Below are 25536 nucleotides of genomic sequence, written 5' to 3' on the forward strand. Positions count from 1 at the left end.
ATGTCGAATGTACCTAAAAGTCCCGCGCCGACGCGGGCCAAAGCGCCGTCGGCCCGGCACCCGGAGGGGGCGGCCGATGCGCGTCAGCAGCAGGGCCAGCCGCCGCGCCAGCAGCAACAGCAGGCGGGTCAGCCGCCGCGCGGGCCGCGCGGCGACGAGCGGCGCCGCGAGCCGGGCCAGCCGGCCGCGCAGGGCGCGCCCCAGGCCGCCGGCGAGCGCGCGCCGCGCCGCGAACGTCCGCCGCGCGCGGCCGTCACGCCCAATCCCGTTCCGCCGATCACCTACCCCGAAAGCCTGCCCGTGTCGGGCAAGCGCGACGAAATCGCGCGCGCGATCGCCGGTCATCAGGTCGTCATCGTCTGCGGTGAAACGGGTTCGGGCAAGACCACCCAGCTGCCGAAGATCTGTCTCGATCTCGGCCGCGGCCTCGGCGCCGGCGGCACGGGCCTGATCGGCCATACGCAGCCGCGGCGCCTGGCCGCGTCGTCGACCGGCCGGCGCATCGCCGAGGAGCTCGGCACGCCGTTCGGCGAGGTGGTCGGCTACAAGGTGCGCTTCACCGACAATCTCGCGCCGGGCGCATCCGTCAAGCTGATGACGGACGGCATCCTGCTCGCCGAGACGCAGACCGATCCGCTGCTGAAGGCGTACGACACGCTGATCATCGACGAGGCGCACGAACGCAGCCTGAACATCGACTTCCTGCTTGGCTACCTGAAGGAAATCCTGCCGAGGCGGCCGGACCTGAAGCTGATCGTCACGTCCGCGACGATCGACGCCGATCGCTTCGCGCGCCATTTCGGCACCGACGCGCGCCCGGCGCCCGTGATCGAGGTGAGCGGGCGGCTGTATCCGGTCGAGATGCGCTATCGCCCGGTGGCCGAGGATCGCCCGGCCGTGAAGAACGCCGAAGGCACGGGCGGCCGCGATCGCGTGAAGACCGCGCGTGAGGCCGAACGCGACCTGATGGACGCGATCGTCGACGCGGTCGACGAACTGTGCCGCGAAGGCCCCGGCGACGTGCTGGTGTTCCTGCCCGGCGAGCGCGAGATCCGCGAGGCGGCCGAGGCGCTGCGCAAGCATCATCCGCCGCATACCGAGATCCTGCCGCTGTTCGCGCGGCTGTCGGCGGCCGACCAGGACAAGGTGTTCAAGGCGTCGAACGCACGCCGCATCGTGCTTGCGACCAACGTGGCCGAAACGTCGCTGACGGTGCCGGGCATCCGCTACGTCGTCGACACCGGGCTCGCGCGCGTGAAGCGCTATTCGTACCGGAACAAGGTCGAGCAGCTGCAGGTCGAGTCGATCTCGCAGGCCGCCGCGAACCAGCGCGCGGGTCGCTGCGGCCGGGTGGCCGACGGCGTCTGCATCCGCTTGTACGAGGAAAGCGACTACCAGGCGCGCGCGCGTTTCACCGATCCGGAAATCCTGCGCTCGTCGCTCGCGTCGGTGATCCTGCGGATGAAGTCGCTGCACCTGACCGCGATCGAATCGTTCCCGTTCCTCGAGCCGCCGCCCGGCCGCGCGATCGCGGACGGCTATCAGCTGCTCAACGAACTCGGCGCGGTCGACGACGACAACGCGCTGACGCCGCTCGGCCGCGAACTCGCGCGGCTGCCGCTCGATCCGCGCGTCGGCCGGATGATTCTCGCCGCGCGCGACCAGCAGTCGCTGCGCGAGGTGCTGATCATCGCGAGCGCGCTGTCCGTGCAGGATCCGCGCGACCGTCCGATCGAGGCGCAGGAGCAGGCCGACCAGGCGCACCGCCGGTTCGCCGACGAGCGCTCCGAATTCCTGCAGTGGCTGAAGATCTGGGCGTGGTTCGAGGAAGCCGTCGCGCACAAGAAGTCGAACCGCCAGCTGATCGACGCGTGCCGGCAGAACTTCCTGTCGCACCTGCGGCTGCGCGAATGGCGCGACGTCCATTCGCAGCTGCTGACGGTCGTGCGCGAGCACGGCTGGCGCCTCAACGAGGTCGAGGCGACCTACGAGCAGGTCCATCTGGCCCTGTTGACGGGCCTGCTCGGCAACCTCGGCATGAAGGCCGACGACGATCCGCACTACCTCGGTGCGCGCGGGATCAAGTTTTACCTGTGGCCGGGCTCGGCGCTCGCGAAGAAGGCCGGCCGCTGGGTGATGGCGGCCGAACTCGTCGAGACGAGCCGGCTGTATGCGCGCTGTCTCGCGAAGATCGAGCCGGAGTGGGTCGAGAAGATCGGCGCGCACCTGCTGAAGAAATCGCTGTCGGAGCCGCATTGGGAAAAGCGTCCCGCGCAGGTCAGCGCGTTCGAGCGCGCGACGCTGTACGGGCTGCCGATCTACCACCGCCGGCGCGTCGCGTTCGGCAAGCAGGATCCGGCGCGGGCGCGCGAGCTGTTCATCCGCGGCGCGCTGGTCGAGGGCGAATTCGACACGAAGCTGCCGTTCTTCGCGCACAACCGCAAGCTGCTCGCCGACATCGAGCAGCTCGAGCACAAGTCGCGCCGCCAGGACGTGCTGGTCGACGACGAGCTGATCTACGCGTATTACGACCAGGCGATTCCGGAGGGCATTCACACCGGCGCCGCGTTCGAGCGCTGGTATCGCGACGAGGTGAAGAAGGGCGGTCAGGCGGAGGAGAAGCAGCGCCTGCTGTACCTGTCGCGCGACGACCTGATGCGCCACGAGGCGGCCGGCGTGACGACCGAGCTGTTCCCGAAGCGCGCGACGATGGCCGGCGTCGAGATGGCGCTCACGTACCATTTCGAGCCCGGCACGCCGCGCGACGGCGTGACGCTCGCGGTGCCGCTGTACGCGCTGAACCAGGTCGACGCGCGCCGCTGCGAATGGCTCGTGCCGGGGATGCTGAAGGAAAAGGTGCAGCTGCTCCTGAAGTCGCTGCCGCAGAAGCTGCGACGGCACTGCGTGCCGCTGCCCGAATACGCGGCCGGCTTCGTCGAGCGCATGGGCCGCGAGCGCTTCGGCGCGGGCGGCCTTGTCGAGGCGCTGATCGCCGACGTGCGCGGCGAGACCCAGGTCGCGATGAAGACGGCCGACTTCAAGCTCGAGACGTTGCCCGCGCACCTGTTCATGAACTTCAAGGTGATCGACGAGCACGGCCGTCAGCTCGCGATGGGGCGCAATCTCGCGCAACTGCGTCAGGAGCTCGGCGCGCAGGCGCAGCAGCAGTTCCAGAAGATCGCGGCGGCGTCGACGATCGCGCCGGGCGGCGAAGCGGGCGACGGCGACGCGGGCGGCGCGCCGGCGCTCGCCGCGGCGGCGGGTTCGACGGCGAAGGGCGGCAAGCCGGGCAAGGGCGCGGCGCCGCACACGGCCGCCCCGGCGGAAGCCGGCGCGACCGCGCTGTACGAGAACCTGACGACGTGGAACTTCGGCAAGCTCCCCGAGCTGCTGGAGATCCGCCGCCGCGGCCAGACGCTGTACGGCTATCCGGCGCTCGTCGATCGCGGCACGCATTGCGACGTCGAAGTGTTCGACTCGCCGGAGGAGGCCGCGCGGATCCACCGGGCCGGCTTGCGGCGGCTGTTCGCGCTGCAGCTGAAGGAGCCGATCAAGTTCCTCGAGAAGAACCTGCCGGGGCTGCGCGAGATGGCGATGCAGTACATGTCGCTCGGCACGCAGGACGAGCTGCGCGACCAGTTGATCGACACGGCGCTCGACCGCGCGTGCCTGCAGGATCCGCTGCCCGACGACGACGCGACCTTCCACGCGCGCCGCGACGAGGGCAGGAGCCGCCTGAACCTGCTCGCGCAGGAGATCGCGCGGCTGGTCGGGCAGATCCTCGCCGAATATGCGGGGCTTGCGAAGAAGCTCGCGCAGGCGAAGCCGTTCGCGCAGGCCCATGCGGATCTGCAGCAGCAGCTCGCCGCGCTGGTCGGCAAGCGCTTCGTGATCGACACGCCTTACGTGCAGCTTGCACACTTCCCGCGTTACCTGAAGGGCATCGCGCTGCGGATTGACAAGCTGAAGGCCGACCCGGCGCGCGACGCGAAGCAGTCCGGCGAGCTGCTGCCGCTCGTCCAGCAGTATCAGCGCGCGGTGTCGCAGCGCGGCGGCGTCGCCGATTCGCGCCTCGCGGAATTCCGCTGGCTGCTGGAGGAGCTGCGAATTTCGCTGTTCGCGCAGGAACTGCGCACGCCGATGCCTGTCTCTGTCAAGCGTCTGCACAAGGTGTGGGAGTCGATGCAGCGTTAGCGCGACGGCGATTGGCCGGGCCGCACCGGTTGCGGGTCCCGGCCGCCCCGAGGCGCCGGCCGTACGGCGGCCGCGACCTGCGTCGAAGTGGCGCAACGCCGTCTCCCGTCAACCGGTGGGGCCCGCCGAGCGTTTTACAATGACTGCTGTTCCACGACGTGAGTCTTCATGCGCACTTTCCTTTCCTTCGGCCGCACGCTTGCGCTGGCCGCCGCCGTGCTGGCGCCCGCCGCACACGCCAATAACGTAATCATCCTCAATTCGGCCGAGGCGACGCTTTCCCTGATCGACCAGCAGACCCGCCAGGTCGTCGGCACGATGCCGACCGGCAAGGAGCCGCACCACCTGATGGCGACGCCGGACAATTCGTCGCTGATCGTCGCGAATTCGGTCTCGAACAGCCTGATGTTCGTCGATCCGAAGACGGGCAAGCTGCAGCGCACGGTCGAAGGCATCGAGGATCCGTACCAGCTCGGCTTCTCGCCCGACAACAAGTGGTTCGTGTCGACCGGGCTGCGCCTCGACCGGCTCGACATCTACGGCTACGACGGCCGCGACCTGCATCTCGTGAAGCGCTTGCCGCTCGCGGTGATGCCGAGCCACATCGCGTTCACGAAGGACAGCAAGACCGTGCTCGTGTCGCTGCAGGTGTCCGGCGAAATCGCGGCGGTCGACCTCGCGACGCAGACGGTCAAGTGGAAGATGAAGGTCGGCAAGGTGCCGGCGGGCCTGTGGCTCACGCCGGACGACAAGTTCCTGCTGGTCGGGATGACCGGCGCGGATTACGTCGCGGTGGTCGACTGGCGCAACCAGAAGATCGTCAAGCAGATCCACACGGGCAACGGCGCGCACAACTTCCGCTCGCTCGCCGACGGCACGCACGTCGCGGTCACGAACCGGGTCGCGAACACGATCAGCATCATCGACGAGAACACGCTCACCAACGTCGGCGACATCACCGGCCTGCTGCCGGGACCGGACGACATGGAACTGTCCGCCGACAAGAAGACGCTGTGGGTGACGTTCCGCTTCGCGAAGAAGGTCGGTATCATCGATCTCGCATCGCGCAAGCTGGTGCAGACGATCGCCGTCGGCCGTTCGCCGCACGGGATCTACTTCTACGACCGCGCGCCGTGGAAGGCTGCGAACGGCGCGTGACGGGCGGAGGCGAGCGATGCTGCACCTGATCGATGCGTTCGTGTCGGACATCCAGACCTGGCTGTACGTCGACGTCGTGCAGCCGCTCCTCTTCAAGTTCAACCTGATGGGCTATGACGAGGACACCTACGACGCGCTGTACTGGGTGATCATCGGCGCGCTGCAGATGGTGCTGATGTTCGTGCTGCTGCGCCCGCTCGAGGCGCTGCTGCCGGTCGAGCGCTGGCAGAACCGCCGCGCGGTGCGGGTCGACGTGATCTATACGGCGATCGCGAAGCTCGGCATCTACGCGCTGTTTTTCTTCTTCGCGCTGCAGCCGGTGTTCGACGGCTTCCAGGCATGGCTGCGCCTGCACGGCGTCGTGAACGTCAACCTCGACTATCTGTGGCCCGGCGTGACGTCGCGGCCGATCGTCGCGTTCGCGATCTACCTCGTCGTGCTCGACTTCGCTGGCTACTGGTATCACCGCTGGCAGCACAAGTTCGGCATCTGGTGGGAACTGCACGCGGTGCATCACAGCCAGCGGCAGATGTCGCTGTGGTGCGACGACCGCAACCACCTGCTCGACGACGTGATCCAGTCGTGCTTCTTCGCGTCGATCGCGCTCGTGATCGGCGTGACGCCGTCGCAGTTCGTCGTGCTGACCGCGGTCACGAACTTCATGCAGAGCATCCAGCATACGAATGCGCGGCTGTCGTTCGGCCGGCTCGGCGAGCGCCTGCTCGTGAGCCCGACCTTCCACCGGCGCCACCACGCGGTCGGCTACGGCCACGAAGGCACCAAGTACGGCTGCAACTTCGGCGTGCTGTTCCCGTGGTGGGACATGATGTTCGGCACCGCGTCGTGGAACCGCACGGTCGAGCCGACCGGCATCCGCGAGCAGATCGAAGGCGTGTCCTACGGCGACGGCTTCTGGGCGCAGCACGGCCTCGCGTTCGTGCGCATCTTCCGGCGCCTCGTTCCCGCGAAGCGCGGCGCGGCGTCGGCCTGACCCCGTCGCTTTCCCGTTGAACGGCTCTCCCGCACGGCCCGCATGCGCTTTGGCGCATGCGGGCCGTGTGGTTTATCCTTTCCCCGTTTTTCTTCGTCGATACAGGTTCGCATGAACGACTTGCTGCGCTCCTTCGTCCGGGCCTTCGTCAGCGCGCTGCATCCGCGCATGCTGTGGCTCACCCTGATGCCGTTCGTCGTCTCGGCGCTGCTGTGGGGCGTCGTGCTGTGGTTCTCGTGGCAGACGCTGATCGACGCCGCGCGCGGCGCGCTCGACGGCTTCGTGCTCACGGCCGTGCTGTACCGCATGTTCGACGCGATCGGGATGTCGCAGCTGCATGCGGTCGTCGCGCCGTTCGTCGTCGTATCGCTCGCGATTCCGCTGATCGTGCTGACCGTGCTGCTGCTGATCGCGACGATCTCGATGCCGGTCGTGATCAAGCACCTGTCGAACCGGCAGTTCGCCGCGCTGGAGGCGAAGCGGGGCGGCACGTTCTTCGGCAGCGTGTTCAATTCGCTCGGCGCGGCCGTCGTCGGCGTCGTGCTGCTCGTCGTCACGATCCCGCTGTGGCTGATTCCGCCGTTCTTCGCGCTGCTGCCGCCCGTGATCTGGGGCTGGCTGACCTACCGCGTGATGACCTACGACGCGCTCGCGCAGCACGCGAGCCGCGACGAGCGCCGTGCGCTGGTGCGGCAGCATCGCTGGCCGCTGATCGGCATCGGCGTCGCGACCGGGCTGCTCGGTACCGTGCCGACCTTCGTGTGGGTGTCGTCGGTCTGGATGATGGTGCTGTTTCCATTCGTGGCGGCGGCCATGATCTGGGTTTACGCTTTCATCCTCGTCTTTTCGGCGCTGTGGTTCGGGCACTATTGCCTGCGCGCGCTGGACGACCTGCGCGCGAGTTCGCGCGCCACCGCAATCGACATGGGGCAGGCATGAGCATCGGCATCATCATCATCGGCGACGAAATCCTTTCGGGCCGCCGGCAGGACAAGCACCTGGCCAAGGTCATCGAGCTGCTCGGCGCGCGCGGCCTCGCGCTCGACTGGGCCGAATACGTCGGCGACGACCCGGCGCGGATCACCGCGACGATCGCGCGCGCGGTCGCATCCGGCGACATCGTGTTTTCCACGGGCGGGATCGGCGCGACGCCGGACGACCACACGCGCCAGTGCGCGGCCGCCGCGCTCGGCGTGCCGCTCGAGCTGCACCCGGAAGCGAAGGCGCTGATCTCGGAGCGCATCCGCGAGACGCACACCGATCCGGCCAGGCCGGTCGATTTCGAATCGCCGGAAAACCAGCACCGCTTCAACATGGGCGTGTTCCCGGCCGGCGCGACGATCATCCCGAACGGCTACAACCGGATTCCCGGGTTCTCGGTCGGCGATCTCCATTTCGTGCCGGGCTTTCCGGTGATGGCGTGGCCGATGATCGAATGGGTGCTCGATACGAAGTACCAGCATCTCCATCACGCGACGCCGCACGCGGAGCGCTCGCTGTACGTGTTCGAACTGCCGGAATCGACGCTCACGCCGCTGATGGAGAAGATCGAGCGCGATTTCCCGGGCGTGCGCGTGTTCAGCCTGCCGAGCGTCGGCGATGCCGAGCGCGGCGGGATCTACGCGCGCCGGCATATCGATCTCGGCGTGAAGGGCGAGCCGGAGGCGGTCGCGGCCGCGTTCGTGAAGCTGCGCGAAGGCGTGCACCTGCTCGGCGGCGACGTGGTCGAACCGGACGTGCCGCGCACCTGAGGGCCGCGCAACGGCCGCACAAAAACCACGGGCCGCGCAATGCGGCCCGTCATCGGGATGTCATCGCCCGGCTCGACGATGTCGCAGTCGGGCGTCCTTGGGTGGATGCGCCGTCAGGCGCCGATCCACGGCAGTTTCCGGAAGCACCAGCCGTCGACCGTCTTGCGGTGGCCTTCGGCATCCTTGCCGCCCTCGAAGCCTTCGAGCAGGTCGAAGGCCTTCGTGAAGCCGGCCTGCGTCGAGGCGACCGCGGCGAGCTTCGAGCGCGCCGCGCTGCGGCACAGGAACAGGATGGGCGTATCGGCCGGGAGGGCCGCTTTCAGTTGATCGACGAATTCGGCGTTCGGCACGCCGCCCGGATAGCGCGTCCATTCGAGGTGCAGGTACTGGCCGTCGCCGACGAGCGGGCGGCCGATCCAGTCGAGCTCGGCGCGGGTGCGCACGTCGACGAGGCGTGCCGACGGGTCGAGCTGCAGCAGTTCGAATGCCTCGACCGGCAGCAGTGCGCCGGCATAGTGGAGCGCGCCCTGGGCGCGGCGTTCTTCGGCCTTCGCGTAAAGCTGGTCGAGCGTACTCATGGCAGGAGGTCTCCGTATCGGTCAAACGATCATTCTAGCGCGGCGCCGCCGCGCGGATGTCCGGTTGCCCGGCAGGGTATGCACCGCCCACGCATTCACCAAAAAAGTGCAGAATGGCGTGCGTGCACCAGAATGAATCTGCAGCATGGGCATGTTTCGCCATTTGCACCATGGAGGTGCGGTCATGCGATCGCCGATGCGGCGCCTGGCCCCGGAATCGCGCAGCCGGGCCCTGCCGTGGCGCGGTCTGGCGCGATTCATGTCGCTTCTGTGCATGGCTGGCACGGTTGCTGCTATATAGAATTCGGTCGACCCGGGGCGCGCTGCGCCAAAGCCAGACTCCGGGCAGCTCGATAAACGAGGCGGTTCCCAGTCCGCCGGAATTGTTCAATCAGGAGAAGAGGTTATGAGTAAAACCGTCGCCGACGTCATGCAGCTCGTGAAGGACGAGGACGTCAAGTTCGTCGATTTCCGCTTCACGGATACGCGCGGCAAGGAACAGCACGTGTCGGTGCCGGTTTCGGCGTTTGACGAAGACAAGTTCGAAAGCGGTCATGCATTCGACGGCTCGTCGATCGCCGGCTGGAAGGGCATCGAGGCGTCGGACATGCTGCTCATGCCGGACCCGACCGCCGCATTCATCGACCCGTTCTACGAAGAGTCGACGCTGGTGCTGACCTGCGACGTGGTCGAGCCGGCCGACGGCAAGGGTTACGAGCGCGACCCGCGTTCGCTCGCGAAGCGCGGCGAAGCGTACCTGAAGAGCACGGGCCTGGGCGACACCGCCTACTTCGGTCCGGAGCCGGAATTCTTCATTTTCGACTCGGTCCAGTGGAACACGGACATGTCGGGCTGCTTCGTGAAGATCAACTCGGAAGAAGCGCCGTGGTCGGCAGGCAAGGAATTCGAAGGCGGCAACACGGGTCACCGTCCGGGCACGAAGGGCGGCTACTTCCCGGTCGCGCCGGTCGACACGTTCCAGGACATGCGTTCGGAAATGTGCCTGCTGCTCGAACAGCTCGGCATCCCGGTCGAAGTGCACCACCACGAAGTGGCGGGCCAGGGCCAGAACGAAATCGGCACGAAGTTCTCGACGCTGGTGCAGCGCGCCGACTGGACGCAATGGTCGAAGTACATCATCCATAACGTCGCGCACTCGTACGGCAAGACGGCGACGTTCATGCCGAAGCCGGTCGTCGGTGACAACGGTTCGGGCATGCACGTTCACCAGTCGATCTGGAAGGACGGCCAGAACCTGTTCGCGGGCAACGGCTACGCCGGCCTGTCGGAATTCGCGCTGTTCTACATCGGCGGCATCATCAAGCACGCCCGTGCGCTGAACGCGATCACGAACCCGACGACGAACTCGTACAAGCGTCTGGTTCCGCACTTCGAGGCACCGGTCAAGCTCGCCTACTCGGCACGCAACCGTTCGGCATCGATCCGCATTCCGCACGTGTCGAACCCGAAGGGCCGCCGTATCGAAACGCGCTTCCCGGACCCGATGGCCAACCCGTACCTGTGCTTCACGGCACTGATGATGGCCGGTCTCGACGGCGTGCAGAACAAGATCCACCCGGGCGAAGCCGCGGACAAGAACCTGTACGACCTGCCGCCGGAAGAGGATGCAAAGATCCCGACCGTCTGCGCAGGCCTCGACCAGGCACTGGAAGCGCTCGACAAGGATCGCGAGTTCCTGACGCGCGGTGGCGTGTTCACCGACGGCATGATCGATGCGTACCTCGCGCTGAAGGAGCAGGAGCTGGCGAAGTTCCGCATGACGACGCATCCGATCGAGTTCGAGATGTACTACTCGCTGTAATCGGCGATGGCGCTTCGATTCAGCGCCGTCATGCCGGTTCGTTCCCGTCGCGCGGCTTGCGGCGGGAACCGCGGAGTCTGAAAGGGGACGGCGTCCAGCCGTCCCTTTTTTGTTCCGAGCATTTCCATTTTCCGACCCGCTGAGGCGCGACGACACGCACGATGGCTCTGAAGAATCTGATCAAGGCGAGGACGGGGCAGCCCGAGCGACTGACGGACGACGAGCGGCTCTCGCGCTCGGGCCTGCTTGCCGGGCTGGAAGCGCTGCCGACGGTCGTGATCGTGCTCGACCGCAAGACGCTGCGGGTCGCGTTCGCGAACCCGTCCGCGGAGGCGATGCTCGACATCTCGCGCCGGCAGCTCGCGCAGCGGCCGTGGGGCGAGATTTTCCCGAACGCGAACGAGCTCGCGTCGACGATCACCGCGATCGGCGAGGAGCGCTTTCACGCGACGCATCTCGATACCGTGCTCGACCGGCCCGGCCGGGAACCGCTGCACGTGCATGCGATCGTCGGCTTCCTCGAGACCGCGCCCGATTTCGTGCTCGTCGAGCTGTTCGAGAACGAACGGCAGTCGCGCACCGATCGCGAGGAGCGCATCCACGACCTGACCGCGGTCAACAAGCAACTGATTCGCAACCTCGCGCACGAAATCAAGAACCCGCTCGGCGGCATTCGCGGCGCAGCCCAGCTGCTCGAATTCGAACTGAGCGAGCGCGAGCGCGGCGAGTTGCGCGAATACACGCAGGTGATCATCAAGGAGTCCGATCGGCTGCAGACGCTCGTCGACCGGTTGCTGGAGCCGCACCGACATCCGCACATCGTCGGCGACGTCAACATTCATGAAGTGTGCGAACGCGTGCGCGCGGTGATGCTAGCGGAATTTCCGCGCGGGCTCACCATCGAGCGCGATTACGACGTGAGCGTGCCGGACCTGCGCGGCGACAAGGAGCAGCTGATCCAGGCGCTGCTGAACATCGTGCGCAACGCCGCGCAGGCGCTGCGCGAACGGATCGCGCAGGGCGACGCGAAGATCGAGCTGCGCACGCGCGTCGCGCGCAAGGTGACGATCGCGAAGCGCCTGTACAAGCTGGCACTGGACTTGCACGTGGTCGACAACGGGCCCGGCATTCCGGAGGAGATCCGCGACCGGATCTTCTACCCGCTCGTGTCCGGGCGCGACGACGGCAGCGGCCTCGGCCTCACGCTCGCGCAGACCTTCGTGCAGCAGCACGACGGGATGATCGAGGTCGAGAGCCGGCCCGGCCGTACCGAATTTCAGATCCTGCTGCCGCTCGATCACTGAGCGACGGCATGGCGATTCACCGGATTCACCCATACCTGACCGACCTATGAAGCCGATCTGGATAGTAGACGACGACCAATCGATCCGCTGGGTGCTCGAAAAGGCACTCGCCCGGGACAGCTTCGCGACGAAGAGCTTCGCGAACGTGCGCGACGCGCTGGCCGCGCTCGACCACGAGACGCCGCAGGTGCTCGTGTCCGACATCCGGATGCCGGGCGGCTCCGGCCTCGAGCTGTTGCAGGCGATGCACGAGCGTTTGCCGGGCCTGCCCGTCATCATCATGACGGCGTTCTCCGATCTCGACAGCGCCGTCGCGGCGTTCCAGGGCGGCGCGTTCGAATATCTCGCGAAGCCGTTCGACGTCGACAAGGCCGTCGAGCTGATTCGCCGCGCGGTCGAGGAGAGCCTGCGCGGCGGCGCGCCGCAGGACGAGCGCGTCGCCGAGGCGCCCGAGATGCTCGGCCAGGCGCCCGCGATGCAGGACATGTTCCGCGCGATCGGCCGCTTGTCGCATTCGGCCGCGACCGTGCTGATCACCGGCGAATCGGGCACCGGCAAGGAACTCGTCGCGCGGGCGCTGCACCGTCACAGCCCGCGGGCGAACGGCCCGTTCATCGCGCTGAACACGGCGGCGATTCCGAAGGACCTGCTGGAATCCGAACTGTTCGGCCACGAGCGTGGCGCGTTCACCGGCGCGCAGACGACGCGCCAGGGCCGCTTCGAGCAGGCCGAGAACGGCACGCTGTTCCTCGACGAAATCGGCGACATGCCGTTCGATCTGCAGACGCGCCTGTTGCGCGTGCTGTCGGACGGCCAGTTCTATCGCGTCGGCGGCCACAATCCGCTGCGCGCGAACGTGCGCGTGATCGCCGCGACGCACCAGAATCTGGAGGCGCGCGTGCGGCAGGGGCTGTTCCGCGAGGACCTTTACCACCGGCTCAACGTGATCCGGCTGCGGCTGCCGCCGCTGCGCGAACGCAGCGAGGACATCGCGCTGCTCACGCGTCACTTCCTGCAGAAGAGTGCGCGCGATCTCGGCGTCGAGCCGAAGCGCGTGTCGGACGAAGCGCTCGCGTATCTGACGTCGCTGCCGTTTCCCGGCAATGTGCGGCAGCTCGAGAACCTCGCGAACTGGCTGACCGTGATGGCGCCCGCGCAGACGGTCGAGATCAAGGACCTGCCGCCCGACCTCGTGCCGGCAGGCGCGCCGGTGACCGCGACGGCCGATGGCGCGGATGCACTCGGCGGCGTGAGCGGCGGCGTCGCGGGCGACGCGGCGCGCGCGCAGCTGGCGGCCGGTGTCGTGCCGTTGACGGCGGCGCCCGTCGCGGCCGCACCGAACGGTGCGCCGGCCGGCTATCCGATGTGGGAAAGCGGGCTGCGCACCGAAGTCGCGCGGCTGCTGCGCGAGAATTCGGCCGACGTGATGGACGAGCTCGCGCGCCGCTTCGAGGCAGCCGTGATTCGCGAGGCGCTCGACTTCACGCGCGGCCGCAAGGTCGAGGCGGCGGAGCGGCTCGGCATCGGCCGCAACACCATCACGCGCAAGATCCAGGAACTGCATCTGGAGCCGTAAACCTCTGTCGCGGCATGCGCGGACGTCGCGCATGCCGTGATCGGACATAATCGCGGTTTGCCGTCAGGTGCGTTCCGTCATGTCCGATTCCTTCCGCTGGCCCGCCGGGGCCGATCCCTTCCGCTTTCTCGAAGCGCTCGACAGCAAGCGTGCCCGCGCTTGGGTCGACGAGCAGAACGCGCGCACGCGTGTCGCGCTGCGCGACGACGATGCGTATCGCGCGCTCACCGCGCGGCTTGCGCAGGCGTATCTGCCGCGCGAACGCCCGGTGATTCCGACCCGCTGGCGCGACTGGGCGTACGACCTGTGGCAGGACGATCTCCATCCGAAGGGACTGTGGCGCCGCGCGCGCTGGGACGACTGGCGCGCCGGCCGGCCCGAATGGGAAACGCTGCTCGACGTCGACGCGCTCGGCGCGCAAGAGGGCGAGTCGTGGGTGTTCGAGCAGGACGCGATCCTGTACCCCGACGGTGACCGCGCGCTGCTGTCGCTGTCGCCCGGCGGGGCCGACGCCGTCGTCGTGCGCGAGTTCGATCTCGTGCAGCGTCGTTTCGTCGACGGCGGTTTCACGATCGACGAGCCGGGGCATCACACGGTCGGCTGGATCGACCGCGATACCGTCTACGTGAGCTGGGATCGCGGCGAAGCGCATGCGACCGCGGCCGGCTATCCGTACGACGCGCGCCGCTGGGTGCGCGGCACGCCGCTCGCCGATGCGCCGGTCGTGTTTCGCGGCGAACCCGACGACATCAGCGCGGGCGCGTGGTTCGACCCGATCGATGGCCGTCACGTCGCGTGGCGCAGCGTGGATTTCTTCGACGCACACGCGTACTGGCTGACCGACGCGGGCGAGTGGGCGCGCTACGACGTGCCGACGCATGTCGAGGTCGGCTTCTGGGAAGGCTGGCTCGTGCTGGAGCCGCGGCTCGACTGGGACTGCGGCGGTGTGCATCACGCGGGCGGCTCGCTGCTCGCGATCCGCGAGCAGGCGTTCCTGGCGGGGTCGCGCGAGCTCACGACGCTGTTCGCGCCGCGGCCGTCGACGTCCGCCTGCACGTGGACGCACACGCGCACGATGCTGATCGCGAGCTGGCTCGACGACGTGCACAACCGCACGATGCTGTGGCAGCCGCGTCAGGGCGAGGACGGCGCGTGGACGTGGGACGCGCGGCCGTTCGACTGGCCGGGCGATGCGCAGATCGACGTCGAGCCGGTCGAGTCGACGCTGAACGACGACGTGTACGTGGACGTCGATACCTATCTCGATCCGCCCGAATGCTGGCTCGCCGACCTGACCGATCGCGCGGCCGATGCGCCGTCGCGCCGCGTGCTGCTCGACCGGCCGCCGGTGCGGTTCGATGCGGCCGGGCTCGTCGTGCGCCGCGCGAATGCCCGTTCGCGCGACGGCACGGTGGTGCCGTACACGCTGATCGGGCCGCGTGACGCGCTCGATGCACTCGATGCGCCGGAGCGCGCCGACGGCCGCACCCGCGTCGCGCGCCCGTGCCTGCTGTCAGGCTATGGCGGCTTCGCGATTCCGAACCTGCCGGGCTACAGCGATGCACTCGGCATTGCGTGGCTCGAACGCGGCGGTGTCGCGGCGTTCGCACACATCCGGGGTGGCGGCGAATTCGGGCCGGGCTGGCACGTCGACGCGCAGCGCGAACATCGGCAGCGCTCGTTCGACGACTTCATCGCGGTGGCCGAGGACCTGATCCGCACCGGCGTGACGACGGCCGCGCAGCTCGGCATCGAGGGCGGCAGCAACGGCGGGCTGCTGGTGGGCGCCTGCATGGTGCAGCGTCCGGAACTGTTCGGCGCGGTGCTGTGCCGCGTGCCGCTGCTCGACATGCGGCGCTATCCGAAGCTGCACGCGGGCGCCGCATGGCTCGACGAGTACGGCGACCCGGACGATGCGCGCGAGGGCGCGGCGCTTGCCGCCTACTCGCCGTATCACCGCGTGCGCGACGGTGTCGTGTATCCGCCGCTGCTGCTGACGACGTCGACGCGCGACGACCGCGTGCATCCCGCGCATGCACGCAAGATGGCCGCGCGCATGCATGCGCTCGGACACGAACGCGTGTGGTACTGGGAGAACACCGACGGCGGTCACGGCAGCGCCGACGATCTGGAGCGCGCCGAATCCGATGCGGCGGAATTCGGCTTCCTGTGGGCCCATCTCGGGCCCGCGCCCGCGCGCGATTGAGCGCGGGCGTGAGCGGGCAGGGGGCTCAGCCGACGATCGCGACGACGGGCGTGTGGTCGGACGGCTGGTCCCACGTGCGCGGCACGCGGTCGACTTCGCACGACGTGCAGGTGGCGGCGAGCGCCGGCGACAGCAGGACGTGGTCGATACGCAGCCCCGCGTTGCGGCGGAACGCGAACATCCGGTAGTCCCACCACGTGAAGGTCTTCTCCGGCTGTTCGAAACGGCGGAATGCATCGACGAAGCCGAGTTCGATCAGCTTCGCGAAGTGCGCACGCTCCTGCGGCGACACGAGGTTCTGGCCTTCCCATTTCGCCGGGTCGTGCACGTCGCGGTCTTCCGGCGCGATGTTGTAGTCGCCGAGCAGCGCGAGCTTCGGGTAGCGCTGCATCTCGGTGCTCAGCCACGCATGCAGCGCGTCGAGCCACTGCATCTTGTAGACGAACTTGTCGGAGTCGGGCGCCTGGCCGTTCGGGAAATAGGCGGACACGATGCGCACGCCGTCGACCGTCACGGCGATCACGCGCTGCTGCGGATCGTCGAAGCCGGGGATGTTGCGCACGACGTCCGATTCGTCGACGGCGAGCGTGTCGCGCACCAGGATCGCGACGCCGTTGTAGGTTTTCTGGCCCGTGAACCAGCTGCGGTAGCCGGCAGCCTCGAGATCGGCGCGCGGATACTTCTCGTCGGGCAGCTTCAGTTCCTGCAGGCACAGCACGTCGGTTCCGCTTTGCGCGAGCCAGTCGAGCACGTGCTGCTTGCGGACGTTGAGCGAGTTGACGTTCCAGGTGGCGATTTTCATGAACGGGAATGCGTGCGGGGTGAATGCGAAGGCCGCCATCTTACCGCGAGCAAGGGGCGCGAACGCGCGCGACACGCGACGCGAAGCAGGCGCGATGCATTGCGTTATCGACGACCTGCAAAGAAATTGTGACAAAAGTGTTGACGTGAGTACTTCATCACCCTATAATTTATTTCTCTGACGCGGGGTGGAGCAGTCTGGCAGCTCGTCGGGCTCATAACCCGAAGGTCGTAGGTTCAAATCCTACCCCCGCAACCAAGCACACCAGACGATGTGCAGCGCAAGTGACCGATGCGCGCTTCGTCGACAGGAACCCGGCCTCGTGCCGGGTTTTTTGTTTTCAGCCCGCCGCCCACTCGACCGCCGCCTTCGCATGCAGCGCGGTCGTATCGAACACCGGCAGCGGCGAATCGTCCGCACCGATCAGCAGCGTGATTTCCGTGCAGCCGAGTATCACCGCCTGCGCGCCGCGTGTTGCCAGTTCGTCGATGATGGCCACGTAGGTCGCGCGCGACCCGGCATCGATCACGCCATGACACAGCTCGTCGTAGATGATCCGGTGCACGTCGCCGCGCGCGGATTCGTCCGGCACCAGCACGTCGAGGCCGAATTTGTCGCGCAGACGCGCCGCGTAGAACGGCAGTTCCATCGTGTAGCGCGTGCCGAGCAGCGCGACGCGCTCGACGCCCGCTGCACGCAGCGCGGCGCCGGTCGGATCGGCGATGTGCAGGAACGGCAGCGCCACCGCAGCCTCGATCGCGCCGTGCACGCGGTGCATCGTGTTGGTCGTCAGCACGATGAGGTCGGCGCCGGCCGCTTCGAGCCGGCGCGCGGCATCGGCCATCCGCTCGCCGAGCGCGGCCCAGTCCTGCGCGCGCTGCAGCGCTTCGATCTCCGCGAAATCCACCGTGACCAGCACGCTCTTCGCATTGTGATGGCCGCCGTGCAGCGCCTTCGAATGGCGATTGATCATCCGGTAGTACTCCGCCGACGATTCCCAGCTCATCCCGCCGATCAGTCCGATCGTCTTCATCCGTCACCCGTGCGTTGCGTAACCTGTGGCAGACGAGTATAGGGGGCGGTCCTTGCGCGCGGCGGTACAATCCGCGCGAAGCGGACCGGTACGGTGCGGCCGGCCGGAACGTGCCGGAACTGCGTGGAGGCGACCGAACGCGACAGCACGCGACAGTTGAAACGACCACTGTGTTTTTGTACAGTATCGGCACCGTGAATCCGACCATCATCCCGCCTGCCGATCCGCGCGTGCCGCCACCCGGCGACGCGCCGTCGCGCGTGCGCAAGATCATCCATTGCGATTGCGACTGCTTTTACGCATCGGTCGAGATGCGCGACGACCCGTCGCTGCGCAACCGGCCGCTCGCGGTCGGCGGCCGGCCCGACCAGCGCGGCGTGATCGCGACCTGCAATTACGAGGCGCGGCGCTACGGCGTGCATTCGGCGATGTCGTCGGCGCTGGCGATGCGCAAGTGCCCGGACCTGCTGATCCTGCCGTCCGCGATGGACAAGTACCGCGCGGCGTCGCGGCAGATCATGGCGATCTATCGCGACTACACGCGTGACGTCGAGCCGCTGTCGCTCGACGAGGCGTACCTCGACGTCAGCGGCTCCGAACTGTGCCAGGGCAGCGCGACGCTGATTGCGCGGGAGATTCGCCAGCGCGTGTACGACACGGTCGGCGTGACGGTGTCGGCGGGCGTCGCGCCGAACAAGTTCATCGCGAAAATCGCGTCCGACTGGAACAAGCCCGACGGCCTGTTCGTCGTGCGCCCGCATGAGGTCGATGCATTCGTCGCGGCGTTGCCGGTGCGCAAGCTGCACGGCGTCGGCCAGGTGACGGCCACGCGGCTCGACCGGCTCGGCATCCAGACCTGCGCGCAGCTGCGCGACTGGTCGCTGATCGACCTGCATCGCGAGTTCGGCGCGTTCGGCCGGCGGCTCTACCAGCTGGCGCGCGGAATCGACGAGCGGCCGGTGCAGGCCGATCAGGAGCGCAAGTCGGTCAGCGTCGAGACGACCTACGTGACCGACCTGACGACGCTCGAGCAATGCGCGGACGAGATCCGCCGCCTGGTCGTGCAGCTCGACGCGCGCATCGCGCGCGCGGGCGCGGCCCGTGCGATCCGCAAGTTGTACGTGAAGATTCGCTTCGCCGATTTCCAGCGCACGACGGTCGAGTGCGTGGCCGACGCGACGAATGCGCAAACGGCCGTCACGCTGCTCGCGAAGGGGCTGCAGCGGCGCGCGCAGGCCGTGCGGCTGCTCGGCGTCGGCGTGCGCATCGACGAGGACACGGCCGAGCGTCACGGGCAGTTTTCGCTGTTCGACGATGAGGCCGACCGCAACACCGACAACACGGTCGAAGCCGGCGGCGAGACGCCGGCACCATGAAAAAAGGCACCGCCGAAGCGGTGCCTTTCGATGCTGCCGGACGAGCCGGGCAGCGCATGCTCAGTGCGCGGGGGAAGCCATCCCGTTGTGGCGCAGCAGCGCGTCGATTTCCGGCTCGCGGCCGCGGAACGCCTTGAACGAATCCATCGCCGGCCGGCTGCCGCCGACCTCGAGGATCTCGCGGCGATAGCGCGTGCCGGTCGCCGCGTCGAGCACGCTGCCGCTTGCGGCAGCCGCTTCCTCGAACGCCGCATACGCGTCGGCCGACAGCACCTCCGCCCACTTGTAGCTGTAATAGCCGGCCGCATAGCCGCCCGCGAAGATGTGGCTGAACGTGTTCGGCCAGCGCGAGAACGCCGCCTGCGGGATCACGTGGTAGCGCTCGTTGATCTCGCGCGCGAATGCGTTCACGCCGGTCGTGCCGGCCGGGTCGAAGTCGACGTGCAGCAGCATGTCGAACATCGAGAACACGATCTGGCGGAGCGTGCCGAGGCCGCTCTGGAAGTTCTTCGCGGCGATCATCTTGTCGAACAGCTCGCGCGGCAGCGTGGCGCCCGTATCGACGTGCGACGACATCGACGACAGCACGTCCCATTCCCAGCAGAAGTTTTCCATGAACTGCGACGGCAGTTCGACCGCATCCCATTCGACGCCGTTGATGCCCGACACGCCGAGTTCGTCGACGCGCGTGAGCATGTGATGCAGCCCGTGGCCAAATTCATGGAACAGCGTGATGACTTCGTCGTGCGTGAAGCATGCAGGCTTGCCGCCGACCGGTGCCGAGAAGTTGCAGGTCAGATACGCAACCGGCGTCTGCACGGCGTTGCCGCGCTTCGCGCGCGCACGCGCATCGTCCATCCACGCGCCGCCGCGCTTGCCTTCGCGTGCATACAGGTCGAGATAGAACTGCGCGACGAGCGAGCCGTCGCGGTTTTCCACGCGGAAGAAGCGCACGTCCTTGTGCCACACCGGTGCGTCGTCCGGCTTGATCCGCACGCCGAACAGCGTTTCGGTGACGGTGAACAGGCCTTTCAGCACGGCCGGTTCCGGGAAGTACTGCTTGACCTCGTTTTCCGAGAACGCGTAGCGCTGCTGGCGCAGCCGCTCGGCCGCGAACGCGACGTCCCACGGCGCGAGCTCGGCCAGACCGAGTTCCTTCGCGGCGAACGCGCGCAGTTCGTCCCAGTCCTTGTCAGCGTGCGGGCGCGCGCGCGTCGCGAGATCCTCGAGGAACGCGATCACCTGCTGCGGCGATTCGGCCATCTTCGGCGCGAGCGACACTTCGGCGAAGTTGCGGTAGCCGAGCATCTGCGCTTCTTCGCGGCGCAGCTTCAGTTCGTCGGCGACGATCGCCGTGTTGTCCCACTCGGCCTTGCCGCCGCCGTACTGCGGGCCGAGTTCCGATGCGCGGGTCGCATATGCGCGGTACAGCGTCTCGCGCATCGCGCGGTTCTCGGCGTACTGCAGCACCGGGAAGTAGGACGGGAAGTGCAGCGTGAACTTCCAGCCTTCCTTGCCTTCCTTTTGCGCGGCTTCGCGGGCCGCTTCGATCGCGTCGCCCGGCAGGCCGGCCAGCTCGGCTTCGTCGTGCGCGAAATACGCATACGCGTTGGTCGCGTCGAGCACGTGGTCGGAGAACGCCTTCGACAGCGCGGCCTGCTGCTCCTGCAGTTCCGCGAAGCGCGGCTTCCGGTCCTCGGGCAACTCGGCGCCCGACAGGCGGAAATCGCGCAGCGCGTTGTCGAGGATCTTCTTGCGTTCGGCGGACAGCGTCGCGTATTCGGCGCTCGCGGCGATCGCCTTGTACTTCTCGTACAGCGCGAGGTTCTGGCCGACGCTCGACCAGAACTCGGTCACGCGCGGCAGGTTTTCGCCGTAGGCGGCGCGCAACTCCGGCGTATCGGCGACCGCGTTCAGGTGGCCGACGACGCCCCATGCACGCCCGAGCGGCTCCGTCGCCTGCTCGACCGTCTCGACGATCGCGGCCCACGTCGCCGGCGTCGCCGGCGCGCTCGCGGTGTCGACCGCGCGGTTGGCGGCATCGAGCAGCGTGTCGAGCGCGGGCGTCACGTGTTCCGGACGAATCTCGCCGAAGCGGGGCAGGCCGGAGAAATCGAGGAGCGGATTGGTGTTGGCGCTGGCGGACATTAAGACTCCCTGTCTGTTGCCGGATGAACCGGAGTGAAAAGGGTGAGGCGCGATGCGGCGGCGCCCGATATCGACATTATTGGGGCGCATCGCGCGCTTTCCAATCGTTAGTTTCTAACGACGCGATTGGTTGTGCTCGGTGCGGGGTCGGATACGGGGGAGTTTGGTGCAACGGCGCGGCCGCGACGGCGGCCGGCCAGACGCCGGCGCACGAATGCGCGCCGGCTGGGCGGGCAGGGGCGATCGCGTTGCGATCAGGCGGCCGCGGCGGCGCGCTCGGCGGCTTCGATCGTGTTGATCAGCAGCATCGTGATGGTCATCGGGCCGACACCGCCCGGCACCGGCGTGATGTGACCGGCGACTTCCTTCACGCCGGCGAAGTCGACGTCGCCGCACAGCTTGCCCGCGTCGTCGCGGTTCATGCCGACGTCGATCACCGTCGCGCCGGGCTTGACCATGTCGGCCGTCAGGATGTTGCGCTTGCCGACCGCGGCGACCACGACGTCGGCCTGGCGCGTGTGCGCGGCGAGGTCGCGGGTCTTGCTGTGGCAGATCGTCACGGTCGCGCCGGCCTCGAGCAGCAGCATCGCCATCGGCTTGCCGACGATGTTCGAGCGGCCGATCACGACGGCGTTCGCGCCTTGCAGCGGGATGTCATGTGCTTCGAACATCTTCATCACGCCGTACGGCGTGCACGGGCGGAACAGCGGCTTGCCCGTCATCAGCGCGCCGGCGTTCGCGACGTGGAAGCCGTCGACGTCCTTCTCCGGCGCGATCGCCTCGATCACCTTGTGGCTGTCGATGTGCTTCGGCAGCGGCAGCTGGACCAGGATGCCGTGGATCTTCGGGTCGCGGTTCAGTTCGTCGATGCGCGCCAGCAGGTCGGCTTCCGACAGCGTGTCCGGGTACGCATCCTTCAGCGAGAAGAAACCGTTGTCCTCGCACGCCTTGATCTTGTTGCGCACGTAGACTTCGCTCGCCGGGTTGGCGCCGACGAGGATCACCGCGAGACCGGGCTGGTGGCCGCGTGCGGTCAGGGCGGCGGCGCGTTCGGCGGCCTGCGCGCGCAAGGTCTTCGAGAGGGCGTTGCCGTCGATGAGGAGGGCTGTCATGGTGGTGGTCCTGCCGGGAAGTTGGAATGCGGGCGTGCGGCGCGCGAAGCGCCGCAGCAAAACACGCAATTATACCGGTCGCCTGCCGTCGTCCGACAGCGAATACAAGGAAAGCGTCATGGCGGCGGTGCCGGCGCGCCGGGAGGAAGCGCCGGGCCGCTCCGCGCGAGTGGGCCGCATCGCACGGCGCGGCAGGGCGACGGTGCGGCCGCCCGGGCAGGTGCCCGGCGGCCGCGCGCGACGTTCAGGCCTGCTTCTTCGACAGCGCGAGGCGCAGCAGATCGGCGACCGTGTTGACGTTGAGCTTTTCCATGATGTTCGCGCGGTGCGCTTCGACCGTCTTGATGCTGATCCCGAGATCGTCGGCGATCTGCTTGTTCAGGCGGCCGGCGATGATCCGCTCGAGCACCTGCTGCTCGCGCGCGGTCAGCTTCGACAGGCGCTCGCTCGCGGCGCGCTGTTCCTGGACGCTCTTGCTTTCGCTTCGGGCCTTGTCGAGCATCCGCTCGACGAGCTTGCGCAGCTCGGCCTCGTCGAACGGTTTCTCGATAAAGTCCATCGCACCCTTTTTCATCGTCGACACCGCCATCGGCACGTCGCCGTGGCCCGTGACGAAGATGATCGGCAGCGCGGCGTTGTCCGCGATCAGGCGTTCCTGCAGTTCGAGGCCGCTCATGCCAGACATCCGCACGTCAAGGATCAGGCAGGCGATCTGGCCGGCCTGCTGCGCCGGCTGATAGGCATCGAGGAACTGCTCGGCGCTCGAGAAGCATTGCACGCGATAGCCGTTCGCCTCCAGCAGCCAGCGCAGCGAGTCCCGTACGGCCTCGTCGTCGTCGACGACGAAGACAGTTTCCTGAGTGGTGGTGACAGGGCTATTCATAGTTCTCCCGTAACGGTATGTGATGCCGATGCCTCGCGCCCCCCTTGGCCGAGATCAGCGGGTTCCCCAATGGGCAGGCTGCAGTGGAATGTCGCGCCGGAAATGCGGCCGTCCGGTTCGACATTGTTGACCACCCACAGACGCCCCCGATGCGATTCGATGATCGAACGGCAGATGTTCAGCCCCATGCCCATGCCGTCGGACTTGGTGCTGTAAAACGGTTCGAACAGGCGTTCGGCGGTCGCTTCGTCCACGCCCGGACCCTGGTCGATCACGCGGATGTCGACGAAACCCGCGTCAATGTCGGCGACGACGCGGATCACGCCGTCCGCCGACGCCGGCTTCACGTCGGCCATCGCCTCGGCCGCGTTCTTCATCAGGTTCACGAGCACCTGCTCGATCAGCACGGGGTCGACATAAATAATAGGCATTCTTGCGAGGATTTCCGTGACGATCCGGATCCTGCGCTTCCTGGCCTCGATTTCGGCGAGCCCGACCGCGTCGGCGACGATGTCCGCGACCCGCGCCGGCTGGCGTTTCGGCTCGCTGCGCTTCACGAATTCGCGGATCCGCTTGACGATCATCCCCGCGCGCAGCGCCTGCTGCGCGGTCTTTTCCAGCGCGGGCTGCAGCGTTTCGGGCGTGCCGCGGCCGCTCTTCACGAGCGCGAGCGTGCCCGAGCAGTAGTTGTTGATCGCGGCGAGCGGCTGGTTCAATTCGTGAGCAATCGACGACGCCATTTCACCCATCGTCATCAATCGGCTCGTGAACTGCAGCTTCTCTTCCTGCTGGTGCGCGAGTTCCTGCGCCTTCTTGCGGGTCGTGATGTCGGTCGCGATCTGCATCTGCGCGAGGTGGCCGTCCACCCACTGGATGTACTGGCGGCGCACCTCGAACCACTTCTGGATGCTCTCGACGTACACCTCCTGCGCGTCGGCCGTGCTGCTCGTCAGCGCGGCGGCCGGCAGGCCCGCGAACGCGTCGACCATGTCGATCGAGTCGGACGACGCCTGCGCGCGGTCGAAGCCGCCGCCGGACAGCTCCAGGTGGCCGTCCGGGCGGATCCCGAACAGATGGCGGTAGTAGCGGTTCGCGAACAGCAGCTCGGCTTCGTCGGCGGCGAGCACCGACACGGCGGCGTCGAGGCTTTCGAGCACCGTCGTGAAGCGCTCGTGCGCGGCCGCGAGTTCCTCGCGCGCGCGCTTCGGCTCGGTGATGTCGGTCATCGACGACATCCAGCCGGTCTGGCGGCCCGAGCTGTCGATCAGCGGCGACACGTAGAGGCGCGCATGGAACAGCGTGCCGTTCTTGCGCCGCACGCGCAGCTCGAAGCCCGAACTCGGCGCCTTGCCGCGCAGCGTCATGTCGAGCTGGCGCTGCATTTCCGGGTAGGCGTCGCGCGGCCAGTACGGGAACGGCGCGACCTTGCCGACGAGGTCGGTCTCGTCCCAGCCCGTCATCCGGCAGAACGCGGGGTTCACGTGCGTGATGCGGCCGTGCATGTCGAGTACGCGCATGCCGATCAGCACCGAGTTTTCCATCGCGCGGCGGAAGAATGCTTCCGCGTACAGCGCCTGCTGCGCCTCGAAGCGCTGGCGCGTGTGCTTCCACAGGCTCCAGAGGCTCCACAGCACGAAGCACGACAGGCCGGCGACCAGCCACACGAGCGTGTTGTTGGTCAGGTTCGTGAGCTGCGGGAATGCGTACACGCGCACGGTCAGCCCCTGGCCGGGCGGATCGAGCGGCAGGTCGTAGTGGGAGTCGCGCGGCAGGCGCGGGCGCGTCGACGTGGACGACAGCTCGCGGTTGTTCGAGTCGGTGATCGAGATCTTGTACTTCGACGACAGCTCCTGCGGGATGTCGTGCTTCAGGATCCCTTCGACCGAGAACACCGCGGCGATCGAGCCGAGATATTCGCGGTCGCCGCGCATCACGGGCGTCTGCAGCGTGATGAAGCCGTTGCCGAAGTCGTCGTAGATCAGCGGCGAATAGGCCTGGCGGCGCGTGCTGCGCGCCTCGTCGTACGCGCCGCGCACGGCGTCCTGCATCTGCGCGTCGCCGGGCTTCGCGAGCCGCTGGCCGAGCAGCGGCGGGTGCACGGTCGGCCAGCGCTGCACGCCGGGCGCGGTGTACCAGTTCAGATAGAGGATTTCCGGATGCGTCTGCATCACGTCCGCGACGGCCATCTGGAATGCATTCTGGTCGAGGCGGCCGGACGCGAGATCGCGCGACAGCGCCTGCAGCTGCTCCTGCGCGCCCGTCATCGACAGGCGGATCTGCTGCTGCGCCCACGCGACGTTACGGAACAGGGTGTCTTCCTGCTGCTGCTGTTCGCGGCGATTGAGGCTCCATAGAATCAGGCTCATCACCACGAGGAACACGAGGATCGACAGCAGCGGCGTCAGCAAATAGGAGTTGGACCACCACGGTCCGTGGTGCCAGCGGGACGGCTGCGACTCCGCCGGCGGGCCCGACGGTCGCGCCGAGCGTGCGAAAAGCCGATCGGTCAACATGGCAGGATTGTAGCGCAGCGCAATACATGGAAAACCCATACCGGATATGTTGAACGGAAACGGATTTGTGCTCGCGGCGCGTGCCGGAG

Annotated in this window: 17 protein-coding genes and 1 tRNA gene; 11 read left to right on the top strand and 7 right to left on the bottom strand. The window is 67.6% G+C overall.

The features are described from left to right. From hrpA to WS87_RS06930, 5 genes are all read left to right on the top strand, one after another. Complete coding sequence (gene hrpA, locus WS87_RS06910) at positions 1 to 4194, top strand: ATP-dependent RNA helicase HrpA (RefSeq protein ID WP_059817866.1); 4194 nt, start codon at positions 1 to 3, stop codon at positions 4192 to 4194. 168 nt (positions 4195 to 4362) lie between these two features. After that, complete coding sequence (locus tag WS87_RS06915) at positions 4363 to 5352, top strand: YVTN family beta-propeller repeat protein (RefSeq protein WP_059535900.1); 990 nt, start codon at positions 4363 to 4365, stop codon at positions 5350 to 5352. 16 nt (positions 5353 to 5368) lie between these two features. Beyond that, entirely contained in the window at positions 5369 to 6343 is a 975-nt protein-coding gene (locus WS87_RS06920; protein WP_059690959.1) for a sterol desaturase family protein, read from the top strand. A 111-nt stretch (positions 6344 to 6454) separates the two neighbouring features. Continuing rightward, entirely contained in the window at positions 6455 to 7282 is an 828-nt protein-coding gene (locus tag WS87_RS06925; RefSeq protein ID WP_059535897.1) for an EI24 domain-containing protein, read from the top strand. Continuing rightward, positions 7279 to 8094, top strand: coding sequence for a competence/damage-inducible protein A (locus WS87_RS06930; protein WP_059817864.1), 816 nt, complete (start codon positions 7279 to 7281; stop codon positions 8092 to 8094). Before WS87_RS06925 ends, WS87_RS06930 begins: the two co-directional genes overlap by 4 nt. A 113-nt stretch (positions 8095 to 8207) precedes the next feature. On the opposite strand, the gene WS87_RS06935 is transcribed toward WS87_RS06930, so the two are convergent. Then, positions 8208 to 8672, bottom strand: coding sequence for a rhodanese-like domain-containing protein (locus WS87_RS06935; RefSeq protein WP_059535893.1), 465 nt, complete (start codon positions 8670 to 8672; stop codon positions 8208 to 8210). A gap of 406 nt (positions 8673 to 9078) precedes the next feature. Between WS87_RS06935 and glnA the strand changes: the two genes are divergently transcribed. From glnA to WS87_RS06955, 4 genes are all read left to right on the top strand, one after another. After that, positions 9079 to 10494, top strand: coding sequence for a type I glutamate--ammonia ligase (gene glnA / locus WS87_RS06940; RefSeq protein ID WP_059535891.1), 1416 nt, complete (start codon positions 9079 to 9081; stop codon positions 10492 to 10494). A 161-nt stretch (positions 10495 to 10655) separates the two neighbouring features. After that, positions 10656 to 11798, top strand: a complete 1143-nt coding sequence (glnL, locus tag WS87_RS06945; RefSeq protein WP_059817862.1) for a nitrogen regulation protein NR(II) — start codon at positions 10656 to 10658, stop codon at positions 11796 to 11798. A gap of 46 nt (positions 11799 to 11844) precedes the next feature. Further along, positions 11845 to 13374: a nitrogen regulation protein NR(I) gene (ntrC, locus tag WS87_RS06950; protein WP_059535886.1), complete on the top strand. Its 1530-nt coding sequence runs from the start codon at positions 11845 to 11847 to the stop codon at positions 13372 to 13374. Between the two features lie 79 nt (positions 13375 to 13453). Next, on the top strand, positions 13454 to 15580 hold the full coding sequence (locus WS87_RS06955; protein WP_059817860.1) for a prolyl oligopeptidase family serine peptidase: 2127 nt from the start codon (positions 13454 to 13456) through the stop codon (positions 15578 to 15580). A 25-nt stretch (positions 15581 to 15605) separates the two neighbouring features. On the opposite strand, the gene xth is transcribed toward WS87_RS06955, so the two are convergent. Then, a complete protein-coding gene (xth, locus tag WS87_RS06960; RefSeq protein WP_208456622.1) occupies positions 15606 to 16382 on the bottom strand; it encodes an exodeoxyribonuclease III in 777 nt (258 codons plus the stop codon). 181 nt (positions 16383 to 16563) lie between these two features. Here xth and WS87_RS06965 point away from each other — a divergent pair. Beyond that, positions 16564 to 16640 (top strand) — tRNA-Met (locus WS87_RS06965). An 82-nt stretch (positions 16641 to 16722) separates the two neighbouring features. On the opposite strand, the gene WS87_RS06970 is transcribed toward WS87_RS06965, so the two are convergent. Continuing rightward, positions 16723 to 17415, bottom strand: a complete 693-nt coding sequence (locus WS87_RS06970; protein WP_059535880.1) for an aspartate/glutamate racemase family protein — start codon at positions 17413 to 17415, stop codon at positions 16723 to 16725. A gap of 170 nt (positions 17416 to 17585) precedes the next feature. On the opposite strand from WS87_RS06970, the gene dinB reads away from it, so the two are divergent. Continuing rightward, complete coding sequence (dinB, locus tag WS87_RS06975) at positions 17586 to 18791, top strand: DNA polymerase IV (protein ID WP_059817855.1); 1206 nt, start codon at positions 17586 to 17588, stop codon at positions 18789 to 18791. A gap of 60 nt (positions 18792 to 18851) precedes the next feature. Here the strand turns inward: dinB and WS87_RS06980 are convergent, their stop codons facing one another. The 4 genes from WS87_RS06980 to fixL form a co-directional block, all read right to left on the bottom strand. After that, a complete protein-coding gene (locus tag WS87_RS06980) occupies positions 18852 to 20939 on the bottom strand; it encodes a M3 family metallopeptidase (RefSeq protein ID WP_059817853.1) in 2088 nt (695 codons plus the stop codon). A 254-nt stretch (positions 20940 to 21193) separates the two neighbouring features. Beyond that, positions 21194 to 22051: a bifunctional methylenetetrahydrofolate dehydrogenase/methenyltetrahydrofolate cyclohydrolase FolD gene (folD, locus tag WS87_RS06985; RefSeq protein ID WP_059464202.1), complete on the bottom strand. Its 858-nt coding sequence runs from the start codon at positions 22049 to 22051 to the stop codon at positions 21194 to 21196. A 244-nt stretch (positions 22052 to 22295) separates the two neighbouring features. Beyond that, on the bottom strand, positions 22296 to 22934 hold the full coding sequence (fixJ, locus tag WS87_RS06990; RefSeq protein WP_006493245.1) for an oxygen response regulator transcription factor FixJ: 639 nt from the start codon (positions 22932 to 22934) through the stop codon (positions 22296 to 22298). Further along, positions 22931 to 25447, bottom strand: coding sequence for an oxygen sensor histidine kinase FixL (gene fixL, locus WS87_RS06995; protein ID WP_059464201.1), 2517 nt, complete (start codon positions 25445 to 25447; stop codon positions 22931 to 22933). The genes fixJ and fixL overlap by 4 nt, the downstream gene beginning before the upstream one ends. Positions 25448 to 25536: the final 89 nt, after the last annotated feature.

The organism is Burkholderia sp. MSMB0856, from assembly GCF_001524645.2.
Classification (GTDB): Bacteria; Pseudomonadota; Gammaproteobacteria; order Burkholderiales; family Burkholderiaceae; genus Burkholderia; species Burkholderia diffusa.

Excerpts from the sequence above, each read along its gene's own strand:
- hrpA (WP_059817866.1), top strand. The coding sequence starts at position 1 with ATGTCGAATGTACCTAAAAGTCCCGCGCCGACGCGGGCCAAAGCGCCG.
- WS87_RS06915 (WP_059535900.1), top strand. The coding sequence starts at position 4,363 with ATGCGCACTTTCCTTTCCTTCGGCCGCACGCTTGCGCTGGCCGCCGCC.
- WS87_RS06920 (WP_059690959.1), top strand. The coding sequence starts at position 5,369 with ATGCTGCACCTGATCGATGCGTTCGTGTCGGACATCCAGACCTGGCTG.
- WS87_RS06925 (WP_059535897.1), top strand. The coding sequence starts at position 6,455 with ATGAACGACTTGCTGCGCTCCTTCGTCCGGGCCTTCGTCAGCGCGCTG.
- WS87_RS06930 (WP_059817864.1), top strand. The coding sequence starts at position 7,279 with ATGAGCATCGGCATCATCATCATCGGCGACGAAATCCTTTCGGGCCGC.
- WS87_RS06935 (WP_059535893.1), bottom strand. The coding sequence starts at position 8,672 with ATGAGTACGCTCGACCAGCTTTACGCGAAGGCCGAAGAACGCCGCGCC.
- glnA (WP_059535891.1), top strand. The coding sequence starts at position 9,079 with ATGAGTAAAACCGTCGCCGACGTCATGCAGCTCGTGAAGGACGAGGAC.
- glnL (WP_059817862.1), top strand. The coding sequence starts at position 10,656 with ATGGCTCTGAAGAATCTGATCAAGGCGAGGACGGGGCAGCCCGAGCGA.
- ntrC (WP_059535886.1), top strand. The coding sequence starts at position 11,845 with ATGAAGCCGATCTGGATAGTAGACGACGACCAATCGATCCGCTGGGTG.
- WS87_RS06955 (WP_059817860.1), top strand. The coding sequence starts at position 13,454 with ATGTCCGATTCCTTCCGCTGGCCCGCCGGGGCCGATCCCTTCCGCTTT.
- xth (WP_208456622.1), bottom strand. The coding sequence starts at position 16,382 with ATGAAAATCGCCACCTGGAACGTCAACTCGCTCAACGTCCGCAAGCAG.
- WS87_RS06970 (WP_059535880.1), bottom strand. The coding sequence starts at position 17,415 with ATGAAGACGATCGGACTGATCGGCGGGATGAGCTGGGAATCGTCGGCG.
- WS87_RS06980 (WP_059817853.1), bottom strand. The coding sequence starts at position 20,939 with ATGTCCGCCAGCGCCAACACCAATCCGCTCCTCGATTTCTCCGGCCTG.
- folD (WP_059464202.1), bottom strand. The coding sequence starts at position 22,051 with ATGACAGCCCTCCTCATCGACGGCAACGCCCTCTCGAAGACCTTGCGC.
- fixJ (WP_006493245.1), bottom strand. The coding sequence starts at position 22,934 with ATGAATAGCCCTGTCACCACCACTCAGGAAACTGTCTTCGTCGTCGAC.
- fixL (WP_059464201.1), bottom strand. The coding sequence starts at position 25,447 with ATGTTGACCGATCGGCTTTTCGCACGCTCGGCGCGACCGTCGGGCCCG.